Raw genomic sequence first — 17,488 nt, 5'->3', positions numbered from 1 at the left:
CTTTACCCTTTAACCTTTTCCCCTCTCTTGTTGCTTCCCCCTGCTCCCTACTCTTTTAACCGTTCATTTCCTGCACGAAATTTGTATAGACATTACCCTGCAAAAACTGTGGAGTTTCCATAATTTTTTGATGAAACCCGATGGTGGTAGGTAGTCCAGTGATGGCACATTCCCGGAGTGCGCGTTTCATCCGGTTAATAGCAGTGGGTCGGTCTGGGGCCCAAACAATTAACTTGCCGATCAAAGAATCGTAGTAAGGCGGGATTTGGTAATCTGTGTAAACGTGGGAATCAATGCGAACACCAGGGCCTCCAGGGGGCAGATAGCCACTTATCCGTCCAGGAGAGGGGCGAAAGTCATGATCGGGGTCTTCGGCGTTGATCCGGCATTCGATCGAATGACCTCGTAATACTACTTGCTCTTGGGTAAGCTTGAGTCTTTCCCCTTGGGCTATGCGGATTTGTTCAGCAACTAAGTCTATCCCAGTAATCATCTCTGTTACAGGATGTTCTACTTGAATCCGGGTGTTCATTTCCATAAAGTAGAATTTACCGGATCTATCCAAGAGAAACTCGATAGTACCCGCCCCACTGTAATTAATGAATTGGGCAGCTTTGACAGCAGCTTGTCCCATTTTCTCACGCAAGTCTTGGTCGAGAGCCGGACTTGGTGCTTCTTCTAGTAGCTTTTGATTTCGGCGTTGAATTGAGCAATCCCGTTCACCTAAGTGGATAACATTACCGTAGTTATCCGCCAAAATTTGAAATTCGATGTGGCGAGGACGTTCAATAAATTTTTCTATGTAAACGCCAGAATTGCCAAAAGCTGCTCCTGCTTCGCCTTGAGCAGCGAGAAAAAGTTTAACAAATTCGTCTTCAGAACGAACTAGGCGCATACCCCGTCCACCGCCACCTGCTGTGGCTTTAATCATCACTGGATAGCCGATATCCTTGGCGAATCCTAATCCTTCTTGCTCAGATTCTACCAATCCCTCAGTACCTGGTACTGTTGGTACTCCAGCTTTTTGCATAGTTTCTTTGGCAGTGGATTTATCTCCCATTCGTCTCATAGCTTCTGGGGTTGGGCCGATAAAAGCAATATGATGGTCGGCACAGATTTCCGCAAACCGAGCATTTTCTGCCAAAAAGCCATAGCCTGGATGAATGGCAGTAGCATTGCGCGTCAGTGCAGCAGCAATGATGTTGGGAATATTCAAATAACTTTTACTGCTAGCAGGTTCGCCAATGCAAACCGCTTCATCAGCAAGTTGGACGTGGAGAGCATTACGGTCAACGGTGGAGTGAACTGCAACTGTCGCAATCCCCATTTCTTCACAGGCCCGGAGAATGCGAAGGGCGATTTCTCCCCGATTGGCAATTAATATTTTGTCAAACTTCATTTTTTAGTTTCGATATCATTACCAGTAGATTGACATTTTCTCTGATCCAACTTGAAACAACGCTTCCGCATTATTTCAAATTATCGCAGGAGATTCGCCACCCTGATTCTAAGCAAATGCAAGATTGCAGGCTTGCTGCCTCTACGGGTTTTACTACACTAACAACATTGCTGCTGTAAGTCTTGGCTAGACTACCAAGCTGGGGTTTTGCGACGCGCAATAGTTCGTCGTAGACATCGCTGACGCGATCGCACCCCGCCGAATACAGTAGCTCTAACCCTTTTAATATCACTTGTGCAGCTGCTAGATTTCTGTCAGCCTGATACCGCCTTGAGAAAATTTATCTTTTTGAGCAACTGAATTTAGATATCACCTTACTATAATTATTTTCTTATGCTATAGTCTATCTTTAGACAAACCATGCGGATGTGGCGGAATTGGTATACGCGCACGCTTGAGGTGCGTGTGGGCAATGCCCTTGCGAGTTCGAGTCTCGCCATCCGCATTTTAGCTTGTCTAGTTATAGGGTCAATAGTCAAGGTCAAAAAACCTTAGATTATTGACCCTTAAATTTGAACCTATCTTTAATACATCTTGAAGGCAACTTTAGATTGGTAAATAAGTTTGTAGTCTGTCCTTTTAGGGAAGCAAGCGACATCTATCGTCTCAAAGAGAGGAATTTAGTTCTTGTCTGAAGCACTTTAGTGTTTACTAGACACTATAAAATTTGACAAAATGAAAAAACTTTTCTCTACCCGTCAGCCAACAAAGTTACCTTGCCAAAGTACTAATCTTTTATGCTTTTATAGAGATAGGTGAAGTTTTGTAATAAAGCATTGACTATTACTTTTAGGCCGACAAATAATCTAGCACTGCCACCAGCTTGGCATCGCCTCACTCCGATTTGGCAAGGAGGGGAGGAAATAATTAAACAAAGTTTACCTCACACTCAGCTAGCACCGACTTGGCAGCTAATGCTTTTGGGTGACGGCTCTCCAACACGTCACTTAGAATTGCTTACAGGTGAGCCTATAGAAGTAGATGTTATTGATATGTCATTGATTGGCATGGATTGGGATGCTGCTCCTGAGTTAATCCAAGCTGTCCCAGGGCCGCGACTACGGCGACAAGTGTGGCTACGTACCGCTTCTGGTCAGCGATTAGCGTATGCTACTTCGTGGTGGGAAGCCAGTCATGTAGATGAGTATTTGCAAAACCGTTCATTACCAATTTGGGCAAGTTTAGCTCGTCTTCGCACAGAGTTGTATCGGGATGTGCGAGGAATATACTACGGTGACTCATCGGCACTGGAGTCTGGTTTTGGTGTAACTGGGCCTTTTTGGGGTCGCCACTATTTGTTTTGGCATCATGGACAACCACTGACATTAATTTATGAAGTTTTTTCGCCTTATTTAACCAAATATCTGGGGCCTATGCAGTTGGATGCTGTTAATTAATGCTGAGGCATATAAAAATTCGCTTTGAGTTTTGAACTGATTGGCTTTTGTTAGGGAATAGGGAATAGGGAATAGGGAATAGGGAATAGGCAATAGGCAATAGGCAATAGGCAATAGGCAATAGGCAAGCTTCCTAGTTGTACTGAGCTTTTTTATAGTATTGTTTAAAAGTTTTTCATCCTTTGCAGTGCGCCGCAGAGCATGAAAATCTTGTACCAATCTCAATAACACTATTGTTGTGAGTTAGGCACTGTCTACATTATTTAATTTATTTTTGATTTTTCGAAAAATTACCAGTTGCTTTTCAGCATAAATCACATCTATTTTGTATCATTTTGATGCCAATTCCTCAGAATGATAATTGAACAAGATATCTGGCTTGGAAGATTGGTAATCAATATAAAATCCTGGACACGGAATTGATCTTGGTTAGATAAAGTCAATACAACAGATGAAAACTCTGTAAATGGAAGGTAGTTTGGGTTGCTGATGACTTGCAGCAATGCCTAAGTTAGTTATATCCTCGAAGTGCTTGAAATGAGGGATGTGAACTTGCAAAGACTTGCCGATAAAGGCAACCGTTTAAAGGAAGTGTCCTGCGAAATTCAATAAAGCGTGTTAAAAAAGGTAACTAACCACGAAAATGCTGCTTTTGAAACGTTTGGGAAGGTTGATTACGGAAATATGATCAATGTTTAGGATAGAGAAATTTATGCAGTTAACTGCTTTAGTAATCTGTTAAACGAAGAAAAGAAGGGTAAGGGAACGAACCACGAAGACGCGAAGTACGCGAAGGAAGAAGGAAGCAGGAAGAAGGAAAGAACAGAAGGGGAAGCAGGTGGGGAAATGAATTTGATTTTGTTACCATAAACCCTGCAAAGTTTCTTTGGTGGGTGAGGGCTGGGAAAAGGGGAAAGGGGAAAGGGTAAGGGATTTAAAACCTTTCCCCCTGCCCCTTATCCCCAAAGGGGGCCCCACCTTCCCCCTTACCCTTTACCCCGCCAAGTGAACTTGGTGGACTACTAGATAAGGAAAAACTTTTTGGTTAACTTAACCAATCAAGCAAGTAATGAGTTTGCAAGTATGAGGTATAGGTTTCAATGGCACTACCTCTTGTGTCTGTTCGGATGAAGAAAAATAAGAAACCGTCTCTGGTGCTGACGCTTTCGGCTGCTGGTTTATTGATTGGTGCGGGGAGTGCAGCATACTGGCTGTTAGCTCAGAGACAACTATCTTCTAGCGATTTGCTAGTAGGTGCAAATATTATTCCTGGTGATGCCCTGTTTGCGGTTTCTTTAACAACAGATCCCCAGCAGTGGCAAAAATTGCGGCAGTTTGGGACAAGAGAAACCCAAGCAGAATTGGACAAGAATTTAGTCCAGTTACGCGATCGCTTTTTGACTAGTAATGGTTACGACTTCCAGAAAGATGTCGCTCCTTGGGTGGGGAATGATGTGACGATCGCAATTCTGGCCCCAGCAATCGGGAGTAAACCTGCACCCAAACCAGTTACCACTAATAATAATGAAGATGCTGCTAGCGATCAGCAGTCGATGGTAATGGTTTTGCCAGTGAAAAATCCAGAAATCGCCAAAAACATTTTGGCACAACCCAAAACCCTTAAACAAGGTAAATGGATTGACCGTATTTATCAAGGGATCGCTATCAAACAAAGTCAGGGACAAGCAGGGGAAAATTTCTCAGCTGCACTATTAGATGGGCGTTTTTTAGTCATAACTGATAGCCCCAAAGCTACAGAACGAGCGATCGATGCCTACAAAAATAAAACATCTCTAGCGACAACAGGCGGCTTTGCTGAGAATTTTCCGAAAATTGCCAATTACCAACCTTTTGCTCAGTTTTATGTAAATGTACCAACGGCAGCCAAAATAGCCGCAGCTTCGCCAAACCGCCCTTTACCTGCTCAAGTTTTAGCTCAACTGCAAAATAACCAAGGTTTAGCGGGGACAATTACTTTAGAGTCAGAAGGAATCCGCTTTAAGGGCGTTTCTTGGCTAAACCCTAATAGTCAAAGAGTGCTGGCGGTGGAAAATAAAGCTGGGAAAATGCAAAGCCGCGTACCAGCAGAAACTTTAATGATGCTTTCGGGGGGTAACTTACAGCGATTGTGGGGAGACTATGTTTTAACATCTCAGGGAAATCCTTTATCGCCGATCGCACCAGATCAGATCAGAGGTGGTATAAAATCGCTTACCGATCTCGATTTAGAGAAGGATTTACTCAGTTGGATGAAAGGTGAATTTTCCTTATCAGTGATTCCTAGTACTTCAAAAGCAGGTTCACCAGATGATTTTCGGGCGGGTTTGTTGTTTATGGTACAGGCAAGCGATGCCTACGGCGGGCAAAGCCTACGCAAATCAGCTGAAACATCGTTAAAACAGCTAGATGACGTGATGAGAGATCAATACCAGTTCCAAGTTCAACCGGGGAAAGTTGCAAATCAACCCGTTGTTAACTGGGTATCACCCTATGGCACGTTAACCGCCACCCACGGCTGGTTAGATGGAGATGTCGCCTTCCTGATAGTGGGCGCTCCGATCGCGGATAAAATTGTTCCCAAACCCAACAACACACTAGCCAGCACAATCCCTTTCCAACAAACAGTTCCTACAGAACCAAATCCAACAAATGGTCAATTTTTCTTGGATGTGGAACGAACAGTGAAAAATTTCCCTTTACCAACTCTAATTCCCAATCAACAAACTTTGCTAGATGCAACGCGCTCAATTGGGATGACATCTGCCGTCAGTGATAGTCGCAGTAACCGCTACGACATTTTTATCGCACTCAAAAAAGTTACTAACGCGACTACTTTGCCTAGTCCAGAAAGCAATAAGAGTAACTCTGTTAGATAGAAGACTGGGTACTGGGTACTGGGGAAGAAATTCTTTTAAGATTGGTTGGGATATGAATCCACATACTTATTTTCGCTAATCCCTTATCCCCAGAGGGGGCCCCACCTTCCCCAATTCCCAATCCCCAATTCCCATTTCCCCTGTCTCATGACCCTTTAAACATATAGGATCAGAACAGTCGAATCGATATTTTAAATCATTCACGGAGAGAACACTGTATGAATCTGGTTGTACTCCAGAATTGGCTGGACAATGCCTCCTTTGCCATATTATTCCTGACAATGCTGGTGTATTGGGGAGGAGCGGCTTTTCCGAATTTGCCTTATCTAGCCGCTTTGGGGACAGCTGGGATGGCGATCGCAAATTTGTGTATAGCTACTTTACTAGGGGCACGATGGATCGAAGCTGGTTACTTTCCCTTGAGTAATCTCTATGAGTCTCTATTTTTCTTAACTTGGGGAATTACTGCCGTCCATCTGATTGCCGAAAATAGTAGTCGTAGCCGCTTAGTAGGAGTTGCAACAGCACCGGTGGCAATGGCGATCGCAGCTTTTGCTACTATGACACTACCATCCCAGATGCAAGCGTCAGAACCCTTAGTACCTGCCTTGAAGTCAAATTGGCTGATGATGCATGTCAGCGTTATGATGTTGAGTTATTCTGCTTTGATGGTGGGTTCGTTATTAGCGATCGCTTTCTTAATTGTCACTCGCGGTCAAAATATCCAACTACAAGGTAGTTCTGTTGGTACTGGTGGCTATCGCAGCAACGGCTACCGCTTGCACAAAGCCGGCGAACTGATTTCTCAACCATCAGCTCCCCCTGTCGAAAATAACGGTTTTGCTCGTTTTGAAAGTAGTAGCAACGGCAACGGCAATGGAAACACTGCTGTTTTGGGTTTAGTTACAACAACCCCAATCCAAAATCCGAAATCCGAAATCCAAAATTCGGAACGCCTTTCACCCCAGCGCCTTAGCCTTGCCGAAACTCTCGACAACATCAGCTATCGGATCATCGGGCTAGGTTTTCCCTTATTGACAATTGGCATTATCGCCGGTGGCGTTTGGGCTAACGAAGCCTGGGGTTCCTATTGGAGTTGGGATCCTAAAGAAACTTGGGCATTAATTACCTGGTTAGTGTTCGCTGCCTACCTTCACGCCAGAATTACTCACGGTTGGCAAGGAAGGCGTCCGGCAATTTTAGCCGCTACAGGCTTGCTTGTTGTTTGGGTTTGCTATCTTGGTGTGAATCTTTTGGGTAAAGGTTTGCATTCTTACGGTTGGTTTTTTTAATTCACTTCTATTCTTCTGCCCTAAAAGAAGAGAGGAATGAAATCTTACCCCCCTTCTCTTTTATCGGGAAGGGGCTGGGGTTTAAGTCTTGTATTAGACTCAACTGAAAACGGACGAGACAAAAATTATTACTGAATTTCTATTTAACTCATCCCAGGCTACGAAAATCTCACTTTGCTCGTTTTCATAAAAAGTCATAGAGAAATCGAAGTCATTACTGCTAATGACTAAATCGGCAGGTCAGCTATCCCGGACACTCCTTAAAGGGATGGGATTCCCGCCGATTTTTTTTGAGCAGCACTAAATCTATAAAATCATCATTTTATTTCGGACGAACCATTATATCTCTAGAAAATATAGATTTAGTGACAGGAGATTTTTATGGAAGATGGATTCGAGAGACTAAATCATGATGAAGTTGTGTCTATAGAACCAGACACTTTTAATAAGTTAAATATTGCTAAAACTTTTAAAGTCCGTGATTTGATTACAGCGATTAAGGAATATATTGGAGCAGAAGACGCTGATGAAGTAAATTTGTATACTCAAGGATTAAATTGTGAAGTTTTGCAATTTAGTACTCAGGGATGGAAAAAAGGAAAAGTTAGACTTGCTTTAGAATTTTGTCCTGATGAATCTGAGTCACCACTTGATGAAATTTTTCAAAGACTCAAACAAGTGGAAAACTAATATCCAATGAGCAAGCGCACTAAAGTATGAGAACCTTAGTGCCTCTCTATTAGCCGACGGTGTAAACTGTATTGCAAGTAATCGATTTGGTTTCTTCTTGCAACCGAGATGACACTATAAATATTATTCTTTATCTTTGCTTTCTCAATTCAAGTAATTGGTGGGCAATGCCCACCCTACTTAAACTATTTTCTAGTTGACTAAGACTTTGGTTTATAAGTTGAAGCAACGTGTAATTCTTTCAACTGTTTAGCATCTACACTCGAAGGCGCATCTGTTAACAAACAACGCGCTTGCTGTGTCTTCGGAAAAGCAATGACATCTCGTATAGATTCTTCTCCAGCTAGCAACATTACCAAACGATCTAAACCGTAGGCAATGCCACCATGCGGTGGTGTACCATATTCAAATGCTTCTAAGAGAAAGCCAAATTTACTTTGTGCTTCTTCAGGAGATAAACCGATCGCTTCAAAGACTTGCTGTTGAATTTCTCGCTGATAAATCCGCAGACTTCCACCGCCCACTTCTACGCCATTGAGTACCAAGTCATAAGCTTGGGCGCGTGCAGTTTTTAAGTCGCTCAAATCATCAGGATGTGGTGCTGTAAACGGGTGGTGTAGTGCTTCTAAACGTTTTTCGTCAGCATTCCACTCGAACATCGGGAAGTCTGTAATCCACAGCAAGTTGATTTTTTCTGGATCGATTAAGTTAAATTCTCTAGCGATCGCTTGCCGTAATCTATCTAATGTTTTATTAACTGTAGCAGCTTCCCCTGCCCCAAACAACAGCAAATGTCCAGCTTTTGCACCTGTACGGCGTAAAATTTCTTGTTTTTGTTCTTCGCTTAAGTTGTCTTTTATTGCGCCAATGGTGTCTATTTCGCCATCATCCCTGACGCGGATATAAGCTAAACCTTTAGCACCGGCTTCGCTGGCTTCTTTAAATAAGTCGCCGCCTGGTTTAATGCGGACATTAGAAATTACATCGTTACCGTTGGGAATGGGCAAGATTTTGACGATACCACCATTGGTAACAGTGTCCCGAAAGACTTTGAAACCAGAGTCTTTGACAATATCTGAGACATCAACTAATTCCAAACCATAGCGGGTATCTGGTTTATCACTACCGTAGCGTTCCATTCCCTCAGCGTAAGTGAGGCGGGGGAAAGGGCGCTGTAACTCAATACCTTTAACGGTTTTGAAGATATGGCAAACTAAGTTCTCATTTAGTTCAATAATTTCTTCTTGGGACATGAAGCTCATTTCCATGTCCAATTGGGTAAATTCCGGTTGTCTGTCAGCGCGTAAATCTTCATCACGAAAGCAACGGGCAATCTGATAATATCTATCTAAGCCGGATACCATCAGTAATTGTTTAAATAACTGGGGTGATTGGGGCAAAGCATACCACTCACCTGGATTAACGCGACTGGGTAAAATATAATCCCGCGCTCCTTCTGGAGTAGAACGGGTAAGTATCGGGGTTTCGACTTCGATAAAACCTTCCAAATCTTCCAGATAACGACGCATGGCTTTGACAATTTGATGACGCAGTTGCAAATTTTGCGCCATGCGTTCGCGTCGCAAATCCAAATAACGATATTTCAGCCGCAAGTCTTCTCGCACTGTCTCGGTGTCAGCTACGGAAACTTGGAAAGGTAACTGTTTGCGGACAGCATTGAGGAGTTGAATTTTATCGGCGTAGATTTCTACCTCGCCTGTTGGGATGCGGGTATTCAACGATTCTTCAGGACGTTGCGTTACTCTACCAGTGATTTCAACAACATATTCATTTCGCAGGGCGTTCGCCTGCTCGTAAGAATCTGGGGTGCGTTGCGGATCGCTGACGATTTGGACTATTCCAGAGCGATCGCGTAAATCTAAAAATATCACACCACCGTGATCGCGGCGACGGTCTACCCATCCGTAAAAGGTAACAGTTTCTCCAATATGTTCTTTTCGGAGTTCGCCGCAATAGTGAGTTCGCATAAGTCTTAATTATTGTTTCCGGGCTAGATTGGGAAGAAAATGTCAAAGCTTTCCCATTATCTAGCATCAATAGTAATTGTAGTAGTTCTGGTTGAAGAAAAAATGAAATAATCTCACACTATATAAAGGAGTCCATGAGAGAGGAAGGGTAAGTTTTACCTATTTTTACAATAGTTCCCGGAATTCATCACGGCTGATCTCACAGTCACGGAGTATCTGCGCTAACAAACCAGAACCAATTGTTTCACCAGAATGGACTGGAACAACAGTTCGACGGCCATCACTGTGTATCACAAAATGGTGACTCCCTCGGATTCTTGCTACCTCAAAACCTGCTTTTTTTAACGCTGTTATTACTTCTCACGCAGTCAAACTCGGTAGTTTACTCATACTTGAATAGAAACCCTTTGCACACCGATAAACTCTAATGCTTCGGTGTTTTCTTGTTCAACCTCTAAACAAAGTTCAATAGCTTCTTTAATCCGCTCTATCAGTTCGTCTAGAGATTTGGCTTGGGTGTGACATCCAGCTAAACTAGGCACGGAGGCAACAAAATAACCCTCAGAGTCGCGTTCTATAATGACGTTAAATTCTCTGGTCATCTGGAGGTTCTTTTTTGGTGGGGTAATCTAATTTTAAAGTAGTTGAGTAGCTGCGATCGCCAAAACAAAAATTTATGCTAATCAAGTCACTTTAGCTGATATAGGCAGGAAGCAACAGGAAGGTGAAAATCTTAGTGAGTAATATTGTAAGGTAGACCGCTCCCGTAAGTTGTGAAGTTGCTCCCATAAGTTGTGAAGCTGCTCCCATAAGTTCTGAAGCTGCTCCCGTAAGTTGTGAAGTTGCTCCCATAAGTTCTGAAGCTACTCCCGTAAGTTGTGAAGTTGCTCCCATAAGTTCTGAAGCTGCTCCCGTAAGTTGTGAAGCTGCTCCCGTAAGTTGTGAAGTCGCTCCCGTAAGTTGTGAAGCTGCTCCTGTTATGAGATAGACCGCTATAGTTGCAATAACGTTGCACATACTGCAAGTTCCTGGAATGCGAGATGAAAGTTTTAAGTATGTGGACTCCTTATGAGTAATATTGATGAAAATTTCACCAAATCGGGAATATTACACAGCAAAGTTGTATAAAATCTCAGTGATACCAGTTCTCAAAAATACGTCACCAAATTCAAACCCCCAAACCCAAATTTAATCTAACTTTCTTAACTACGAACTTGTACTGAGCGACTTGCCTTGAGCGAAGTCGAAAGGAGCCGAAGTATTACGAATTACGAATTAGTGATTATGCCGCCAGACTACTCCGGTCAAAATCTCCGAGGTCGCTCTTTTAAAGGTCAAAACTTGACTGGAGCTAACTTTAGCAAGGCGGATATTAGAGGAGCAAACTTTACCAACGCGATTCTTAAAGATGCTGACTTCACAGGTGCTAAAGCCGGATTACAGCGACGTTGGACAATTGGGTTGCTCACAGTATCATTGCTGCTGTCGGGACTATCAGGATTTTTCTCAATCTTGCTTGGTATATTGGTAGCATATATTTTTAAACTTGATAATACTCAAAACTTCATAGCAGGAATAGTCACCCTAATTTTTCTGCTAATTTTTTGTATTATTACCATTCGTAAGGGTTTAACAGCAGGTTTAGGAGCCTTCGCCGGAGCCTTCGCCGGAGCCTTCGCCGGAACCTTCGCCGAAGCCTTCGCCGAAGGCTTAGCCATAGCCGGAGCCTTCGTCGGAGCCTTCGCCTTCGTCGGAGCCTTCGCCTTCGCCGTAGCCTTCGCCGGAGCCTTCGCCGGAGCCTTCGCCGTAGCCTTCGCCGTAGCCTTCGCCGTAGCCTTCGCCCTAGTCTTCGTCTTCGCCGGAGCCTTCGCCGGAGCCGGAGCCTTCGCCCTAGCCTTCGCCGTAGCCTTTACATTATTTAGTGCTTACATTGGCTGGCGTAGTCTAGCTGGAAATGAAAAAGAAGCTTGGGTTCGCTCATTTGCTATTGCCTTTGCTGCTACAGGTGGAACTAGTTTTCGTAGTGCTGATTTAACTGATGTTGACTTTACAGGTGCAATTCTTAGAAATACAGATTTCAGAAATGCCAACCTCACACGCACTCGTTTTTATGAAGTCAAAAAACTCGACTTTGCCAGAGTAAACAACACTATACTAATTAACCTTACTGTTCTCAATTTGCTCGTAAGCTGCAATGGTAGAAATAAATCATATCTTGGTGCTAACCTTAAAGGCGCTAACCTCATAGGTGCAGATTTAAAAGAGGCAAATCTCAGAGATGCTAATATTACTGAAGCAACCTTTCAAGGAGCTTGTTTAGAGTGGGCAAATTTAACTCTAGCTCAAGCTGTAGGCACTGATTTCAATAGCGCCCACATGACAGGTGCTTGTGTAGAAGCGTGGAATATTGAAAGTACAACTCAGTTCAATAATGTTGATTGTCGCTTTATTTATCTTTTAGAACACCCCAAGCCTAAAACCGATGACCGCGAACGCCGTCCCAGTAGTGGGGAATTTCAACCAGGTGAATTTTCTAAGTTATTTGAAGAGGTTTTAAATACTGTTGATTTGATTTTCCGTAATGGCATTGATTGGAAGGCTTTTGTTAATGCCTTTCAAAATGTGCAAAATCAAAATGAAGACACAGAATTAGCCCTACAGAGTATTGAAAATAAAGGCGATGGGGTAGTAGTCGTTAAAGTTGGTGTGCCAGATGGTGCTGATAAAGAAAAGATTCATAGTGATTTTACACAAAATTATCAACTGGCATTGCAAGCTGTAGAAGAAAAATATAAAGCACAATTACAGGCTAAAGATGAGCAAATAGTCGTTTATCGCCAACAAAGCGGAGAGATGGCAGAGATTGTAAAATTATTAGCAAATAAACCTATAAATGTTCAAGTTGACAATAAAGTTGAGAATAAAAATATGACTAACAGCAATGATGCCAGCCGCAAAATTGAAATTGGCAGTGTTGGCAGAGACTTTAATGCCAGTGGACAAGCTTTAAATTTGGGCGATATTAGCGGTACGGTAACAAATACCATAAACGAGTTACCAGCATCTCCCGAACCAGATAAACCAGGAATTAAGGAACTGTTGACGCAATTGCAAGCAGCAATTGAGGCTGATACAAACTTACCGCAAGAAGATAAAGCTGAGGCATTAGAACAAGTGAAAGCCTTAGCAGAAGCGGGGAAAAGTCCTCAAGAAGGGGCAATGCAAAAGGCGGCGAAAACGGCTATTAAGATTTTAAAAGGGACAATTTCTAGTTTACCCAGTGCCACAAAGTTGGTTGAACAGTGCAGCAATCTGTTGCCGTTGATTTCAAATTTTTTGGGTTTAGGGTGATTTGCTTTCAATTCCAATCATGGTAGGGGCGTACATCTGTGCGCCCCTACATTTAGTTGCGATCGCACTCTTCCCCTGTTTAACGAGAATAGGGGTTATTGAAGGTTTCCCAGGCAGCAATAGCCGCCTTTTGTAAACGAAAGCTAAAGTCTACTACGTCTTTCATCAATAAATGCCAGTTTCTCTCGGCTTCATTTTGAATTATCGCCCAAGAGTCCTGTAAGCGATCGCGTTCTATCACTTTCCTTCCCTCAATTAATTCCCGTGCTTGATGCACAGCTTTCAAATATGTTTCACGAGTGATATTACCTGCTGAATCAGCTTCAACAGCGCGTCTTTTTAGCGCCTCAATCAACGCTTTGGTTTCGCGCTTCACCTCATCGGTTTCACCAACCATTTCGCTTTCTACTAATTTATCAGTTTCAGAACTGATTTCTACAATTACTATGGATTCGGTTGATTCAATTACTGTGGTTTCAATCGGTTCGATCTTGTTAGCATTCATAGTTAAAATTTCCTTAACTGCAAAGCCTACTCTCGAATCAGAATTGCACCCTGTACTATTAGTCATGAGTCATGGTAAATTTTCCAAATGACTAATGACTAATGACAAATTAATAAACTTTTGTTGGCAGTTGTTGCTCTAATTTCAGCAATGCTGCAACTCGCATTTCTGTAGCAGGGTGACTAGAGAACAAGTTACCCAAAAATTGTCCAGAAATAGAATTGATAATTAATAACGGCTCATAAGCTGGATTAGCATTTAAAGGCATCTGCTTTGCTGAGGCTTCTAAACGTTGCAATGCCCTAGCTAAAGCACGAGGATTACCAGTTAATCTCGCAGAACCTGCATCAGCAGAGAATTCTCGTGTGCGCGAAATAGCTAACTGAATGATTGTCGCAGCTACTGGCGCAAGTATAACTGTTAATAAAACTCCTAAAGGATTTCCACCTCTGTTGTCATCTCGTGAACCACCGCTAAACCATAGGCTGTAACTAACCATTTGGGCTAGAAATGAGATAGCACCGGCAACAGTAGCAGCAACAGCTTGTGTGAGGGTGTCACGATTAATAATATGAGTCAGCTCGTGAGCAATAACGCCTTCGAGTTCATCATCTGGCAATATATTTAGAATACCTTCGGTGACAGCCACAGCAGCGTGTTCTGGATCGCGCCCTGTTGCGAAAGCGTTAGCACCCTGGCTTGGAACGATATAAACTTTAGGCATGGGAATATTGGCGCGATCGCTCAATCTCTGAACCATCCGATAAAGTCCTGGTGCTTCCCTTTCACTCACAGGCTGTGCTTGGTATACTGCTAGCGCAATCTTATCTGACTGATACCAAGAAAATAGGTTTGTGACTGCTGCCAAGCCAATCCCGATAATCAAACCACTAGAACCGCCAATTACCCAGTAACTAATTGCAATCAAAAGACCACTTAGCGCAGCAAGTAAAGCAGCCGTTTTCAATTGATTTGTCATATTTTGCTCTCCTCTTAATGCTGTGTAAATGTTTGAGAAAACAGCATTACTTCAGCTACATTTTGATTTTATCTAGCTCAATTTAGATATATGGTAGAGAAAACCTATCAGAGAAGTACGGTTTTCCCACTTAACTTTTAAGAATACTAATTTAGTTGTTTTTGATATGTATCATATTAAGGAGCTAATTTATACAGATATTAAAAAATGCATCTATCTATAGAAATAATTTTTTAAATAGGCAGAAATTATTAAGTGCAATGCCTACGCCATTAGTTAAGATTCAGTTATTTATATAGGAATCTGGTTTGATTACTGAAATTATTTGCGTAGATAGGCAATAGGCAAGAGGATTTCAGAAGATTAAAGTATACCGAATTTTTTTCAGAAATCAAATATGAGTCTTATAGAGATTCTGAGTATATCTCTTGTGCTTCATACACTTGTTCGGTAAATAGCTGAAAATCTAATTCACACGCCTTTAAAGCTTCGGTTGCTTGTGAGTATTTTTGGGCTTTAAACAAATCGCGATCGCATCTGTATTGTTAATCAATCAACAAAACAAATATTAATTTCCATTAAAAGCAAAAATGGTATTCTATAATCAATGGCGATGGAGCTCGCCAAAACCGCCTTTTCAGGACTGAAAGTCATCACTGAAAGGCTGATGGCTCCTACTTTCTTCGCTGACTGCGGGGGAGTAGGGCTTGGTTAAAGACATCACCTGACTCCCCTGTAGAAAGCATCTGTCTACAAATCGCACTTCAAGGAGTCATGGAATGTTCGCTAGTGTATTCATGAAACAGTTTCGTCAATTTGAACCGTTTATTGCATTACCACATCTAATTAAGTGGTTGCCTATTTCTGTTGTAGTTGGCATTCTTGCTGGAACGGCTTCTGCGGCTCTTTTAGCTTCATTAGAATGGGCAACAGATTGGCGAGAATCCCATCGCTGGATTATCGCCTTGCTTCCTCTTGGTGGCTTCTTGAGTGGTTGGATATATCATCAATTCGGTCGGACTGTAGAAGCTGGAAATAACCTTTTACTAGAAGAAATTCATAACCCTAAAAAGGTTATTCCCTTCCGTATGACTCCTCTTGTTTTATTAGGAACAGACCTGACGCATTTATTTGGTGGTTCAGCCGGTCGTGAAGGTACAGCATTACAAATGGGTGCTTCTTTAGCCGATCAGCTAACTAAAATATTACATTTCCAAGGGGCTAATCGGCGAATTTTGTTAACGGCGGGTATCAGTGGAGGATTTGCTTCAGTTTTTGGTACTCCCTTAGCTGGAACCGTATTTGGTCTAGAAGTTTTAGCAATTGGTAAAATTCATTACGACGCTCTTTTTTCTTCTTTAATTGCTGCGATCGTTGGGAATCAAGTCACCTTACTATTGGGTTTACATCATACAGCATACCGACACGCTCCCTTTATACCGACGCTCACAATTTGGGGATTGATTGCTGCGATTATTGCAGGTGCAATTTTTGGAATTGTCGCGAGATTCTTTGCTAAAGTAACTCACCAAATTAGTCACTTATTTAAAAGTAAGATATCTTATCCTCCATTACGTCCTTTTATCGGCGGTGCGATGATAACAGTAATTGTTGGGTTAAGTGGTACAACTAAATACATTGGGCTTGGTATCCCTACTATTGTTGATTCTTTTTTCACTCAGCTACCTCCTTGGGATTTTGCAGCAAAATTGGGTCTGACTGCTTTAACTTTAGGAGCAGGTTTTAAAGGAGGAGAAGTTACGCCTTTATTTTTTATTGGTGCAACTTTAGGTAATGCTTTATCGTTACTTTTAGCATTACCTGCACCACTGTTAGCAGGAATGGGATTTGTGGGTGTGTTTGCGGGTGCAGCAAATACACCATTGGCATCCACCTTAATGGGAATTGAACTATTTGGTCTGGAATCGGGGATATTTATTGGTATTGGCTGTGTAGTGAGCTATTTATTTTCAGGTCATTCTGGAATTTATTCTGCACAGCGTATTGGGTTGAGTAAATACTCTGCTGTATATTTAGAAGAAGGGATGACTTTGGCTAATTATGGGCAACCGAAAATTGATTTACCTGATGATAAAGAAGAAAAAGGAAGTAATTCTCAGGAGTAATTTATGGATACAATTAATGGATAATTGAGAAAGTGCGTAGTTTACCGCCGTAGGCATCACTATTTTATAAAATCAAGTAGCTGCTCAATCAAAAGGAGAGGGGAAAATCGTACACAAATTTGCTGGGCAAAAGGTGTCTGAAATACTAAAGTACAAGAAGGGTAGTATAAAACAGGCTCCACTCCCGGAAGAATCGCCCAGTTGGGATGAGTTTTGTGAAATGTTATGGGAGGAGATTGAAGCGGGAGCAGAGGTAAATAAACCGGGTTTTAAAGTTGTTCGCAAGTTATTAAGTGATAAGAGGTTTGACAAATGAAGAATCATGGATTTGGCAAACTAGTTACTTTTCTAAATCAATTGGAACAAGAGAGAATTAGTTACACCTTAGCCCATCATCGAGATGAAACTATTATGGTGAATGTGGCGGTGGCTGGGGAACGATGGGAAGTGGAATTTTTTGAAGATGGTTCGGTTGAAGTAGAACGATTTGTTAGTAGTGGAGAGATTAATGGGGAAGAGGCTTTTAATGAGTTATTTGCTATGTATTCAGAGCCAGAAACTAATTCTGCCAAACATACCCAAAATTCTAATTTTGCAAGCACGACGTGATGCGATCGCCCATACCAAAATTGTGGATAAGTTAATTCAAAGCTATAGTATACGATACTGGTATCCACAGCAGTACTGCGGCAGCAGTTTTGTTTTTTATCTAACAGTTTAGGCAGTTGGAGTTTGAAGCAAACAACTCCAGGACTTACGCAACTGGCACAGCGTGATCGCTATTTTATAGTATTTATGTACTATATAAAGTGGCTGACCCATAGG

15 protein-coding genes, 1 tRNA gene and 1 riboswitch are annotated in these 17,488 nt (G+C 42.2%); of the genes, 8 read left to right on the top strand and 8 right to left on the bottom strand.

The window, feature by feature from the left end; all coding sequences use genetic code 11:
* Positions 1-55: 55 nt before the first annotated feature.
* Entirely contained in the window at positions 56-1,399 is a 1,344-nt protein-coding gene (gene accC, locus RMX98_RS04100; RefSeq protein WP_322675709.1) for an acetyl-CoA carboxylase biotin carboxylase subunit, read from the bottom strand.
* A 70-nt stretch (positions 1,400-1,469) separates the two neighbouring features.
* Positions 1,470-1,691 carry a hypothetical protein gene (locus tag RMX98_RS04095; protein ID WP_322675710.1) on the bottom strand — a complete coding sequence of 74 codons (222 nt, stop codon included), beginning with the start codon at positions 1,689-1,691 and terminating at the stop codon, positions 1,470-1,472.
* Between the two features lie 130 nt (positions 1,692-1,821).
* On the opposite strand from RMX98_RS04095, the gene RMX98_RS04090 reads away from it, so the two are divergent.
* The 5 genes from RMX98_RS04090 to RMX98_RS04070 all read left to right on the top strand — a co-directional run bounded on the left by RMX98_RS04090 (position 1,822) and on the right by RMX98_RS04070 (position 7,714).
* Positions 1,822-1,904, top strand: a tRNA-Leu gene (locus RMX98_RS04090).
* A gap of 331 nt (positions 1,905-2,235) precedes the next feature.
* On the top strand, positions 2,236-2,856 hold the full coding sequence (locus RMX98_RS04085) for a chorismate lyase (protein ID WP_322675711.1): 621 nt from the start codon (positions 2,236-2,238) through the stop codon (positions 2,854-2,856).
* 1,100 nt (positions 2,857-3,956) lie between these two features.
* Entirely contained in the window at positions 3,957-5,732 is a 1,776-nt protein-coding gene (locus RMX98_RS04080; RefSeq protein WP_322675712.1) for a DUF3352 domain-containing protein, read from the top strand.
* 218 nt (positions 5,733-5,950) lie between these two features.
* Entirely contained in the window at positions 5,951-7,024 is a 1,074-nt protein-coding gene (ccsB, locus tag RMX98_RS04075) for a c-type cytochrome biogenesis protein CcsB (protein ID WP_322675713.1), read from the top strand.
* Between the two features lie 381 nt (positions 7,025-7,405).
* A complete protein-coding gene (locus RMX98_RS04070) occupies positions 7,406-7,714 on the top strand; it encodes a KGK domain-containing protein (RefSeq protein ID WP_322675714.1) in 309 nt (102 codons plus the stop codon).
* A 200-nt stretch (positions 7,715-7,914) separates the two neighbouring features.
* Here RMX98_RS04070 and aspS read toward each other — a convergent pair whose 3' ends face one another.
* The 4 genes from aspS to RMX98_RS04050 all read right to left on the bottom strand — a co-directional run bounded on the left by aspS (position 7,915) and on the right by RMX98_RS04050 (position 10,719).
* Complete coding sequence (gene aspS, locus RMX98_RS04065; RefSeq protein WP_322675715.1) at positions 7,915-9,702, bottom strand: aspartate--tRNA ligase; 1,788 nt, start codon at positions 9,700-9,702, stop codon at positions 7,915-7,917.
* 165 nt (positions 9,703-9,867) lie between these two features.
* The gene (locus RMX98_RS04060; RefSeq protein WP_322675718.1) at positions 9,868-10,056 is read right to left on the bottom strand and encodes a type II toxin-antitoxin system HicA family toxin; all 189 of its coding nucleotides are present in this window, start codon (positions 10,054-10,056) and stop codon (positions 9,868-9,870) included.
* Between the two features lie 32 nt (positions 10,057-10,088).
* Positions 10,089-10,304 carry a type II toxin-antitoxin system HicB family antitoxin gene (locus RMX98_RS04055; protein ID WP_322675716.1) on the bottom strand — a complete coding sequence of 72 codons (216 nt, stop codon included), beginning with the start codon at positions 10,302-10,304 and terminating at the stop codon, positions 10,089-10,091.
* A 91-nt stretch (positions 10,305-10,395) separates the two neighbouring features.
* Positions 10,396-10,719, bottom strand: a complete 324-nt coding sequence (locus tag RMX98_RS04050; RefSeq protein WP_409880794.1) for a hypothetical protein — start codon at positions 10,717-10,719, stop codon at positions 10,396-10,398.
* A gap of 267 nt (positions 10,720-10,986) precedes the next feature.
* Between RMX98_RS04050 and RMX98_RS04045 the strand changes: the two genes are divergently transcribed.
* Positions 10,987-13,053, top strand: coding sequence for a pentapeptide repeat-containing protein (locus tag RMX98_RS04045; protein WP_409880796.1), 2,067 nt, complete (start codon positions 10,987-10,989; stop codon positions 13,051-13,053).
* Between the two features lie 79 nt (positions 13,054-13,132).
* Here RMX98_RS04045 and RMX98_RS04040 read toward each other — a convergent pair whose 3' ends face one another.
* Complete coding sequence (locus RMX98_RS04040) at positions 13,133-13,558, bottom strand: hypothetical protein (RefSeq protein WP_322678518.1); 426 nt, start codon at positions 13,556-13,558, stop codon at positions 13,133-13,135.
* Positions 13,559-13,667: 109 nt separating this feature from the next.
* Complete coding sequence (locus tag RMX98_RS04035) at positions 13,668-14,537, bottom strand: zinc metalloprotease HtpX (protein WP_322678517.1); 870 nt, start codon at positions 14,535-14,537, stop codon at positions 13,668-13,670.
* A 600-nt stretch (positions 14,538-15,137) separates the two neighbouring features.
* Positions 15,138-15,221: riboswitch (Fluoride riboswitch) on the top strand.
* A gap of 95 nt (positions 15,222-15,316) precedes the next feature.
* On the opposite strand from RMX98_RS04035, the gene RMX98_RS04030 reads away from it, so the two are divergent.
* Both RMX98_RS04030 and RMX98_RS04025 read left to right on the top strand, forming a co-directional pair.
* Positions 15,317-16,663, top strand: coding sequence for a voltage-gated chloride channel family protein (locus RMX98_RS04030; protein ID WP_322678516.1), 1,347 nt, complete (start codon positions 15,317-15,319; stop codon positions 16,661-16,663).
* 312 nt (positions 16,664-16,975) lie between these two features.
* A complete protein-coding gene (locus RMX98_RS04025) occupies positions 16,976-17,272 on the top strand; it encodes a hypothetical protein (protein ID WP_322678515.1) in 297 nt (98 codons plus the stop codon).
* Positions 17,273-17,488: the final 216 nt, after the last annotated feature.

Source organism: Nostoc sp. DedQUE02, assembly GCF_034531035.1.
Classification (GTDB): domain Bacteria; phylum Cyanobacteriota; class Cyanobacteriia; order Cyanobacteriales; family Nostocaceae; genus Nostoc.
The sequence above is the reverse complement of the archived record's forward strand: the minus strand, read 5'-3'. Positions and strand labels throughout refer to the sequence as shown.

What these genes read in the sequence shown, in the direction of transcription:
- RMX98_RS04055 (WP_322675716.1), bottom strand. Translation starts at nt 10,304, where the DNA reads ATGACCAGAGAATTTAACGTCATTATAGAACGCGACTCTGAGGGTTAT.
- accC (WP_322675709.1), bottom strand. Translation starts at nt 1,399, where the DNA reads ATGAAGTTTGACAAAATATTAATTGCCAATCGGGGAGAAATCGCCCTT.
- RMX98_RS04080 (WP_322675712.1), top strand. Translation starts at nt 3,957, where the DNA reads ATGGCACTACCTCTTGTGTCTGTTCGGATGAAGAAAAATAAGAAACCG.
- RMX98_RS04045 (WP_409880796.1), top strand. Translation starts at nt 10,987, where the DNA reads ATGCCGCCAGACTACTCCGGTCAAAATCTCCGAGGTCGCTCTTTTAAA.
- RMX98_RS04030 (WP_322678516.1), top strand. Translation starts at nt 15,317, where the DNA reads ATGTTCGCTAGTGTATTCATGAAACAGTTTCGTCAATTTGAACCGTTT.
- RMX98_RS04035 (WP_322678517.1), bottom strand. Translation starts at nt 14,537, where the DNA reads ATGACAAATCAATTGAAAACGGCTGCTTTACTTGCTGCGCTAAGTGGT.
- RMX98_RS04040 (WP_322678518.1), bottom strand. Translation starts at nt 13,558, where the DNA reads ATGAATGCTAACAAGATCGAACCGATTGAAACCACAGTAATTGAATCA.
- RMX98_RS04025 (WP_322678515.1), top strand. Translation starts at nt 16,976, where the DNA reads ATGAAGAATCATGGATTTGGCAAACTAGTTACTTTTCTAAATCAATTG.
- ccsB (WP_322675713.1), top strand. Translation starts at nt 5,951, where the DNA reads ATGAATCTGGTTGTACTCCAGAATTGGCTGGACAATGCCTCCTTTGCC.
- RMX98_RS04070 (WP_322675714.1), top strand. Translation starts at nt 7,406, where the DNA reads ATGGAAGATGGATTCGAGAGACTAAATCATGATGAAGTTGTGTCTATA.
- RMX98_RS04050 (WP_409880794.1), bottom strand. Translation starts at nt 10,719, where the DNA reads ATGTGCAACGTTATTGCAACTATAGCGGTCTATCTCATAACAGGAGCA.
- aspS (WP_322675715.1), bottom strand. Translation starts at nt 9,702, where the DNA reads ATGCGAACTCACTATTGCGGCGAACTCCGAAAAGAACATATTGGAGAA.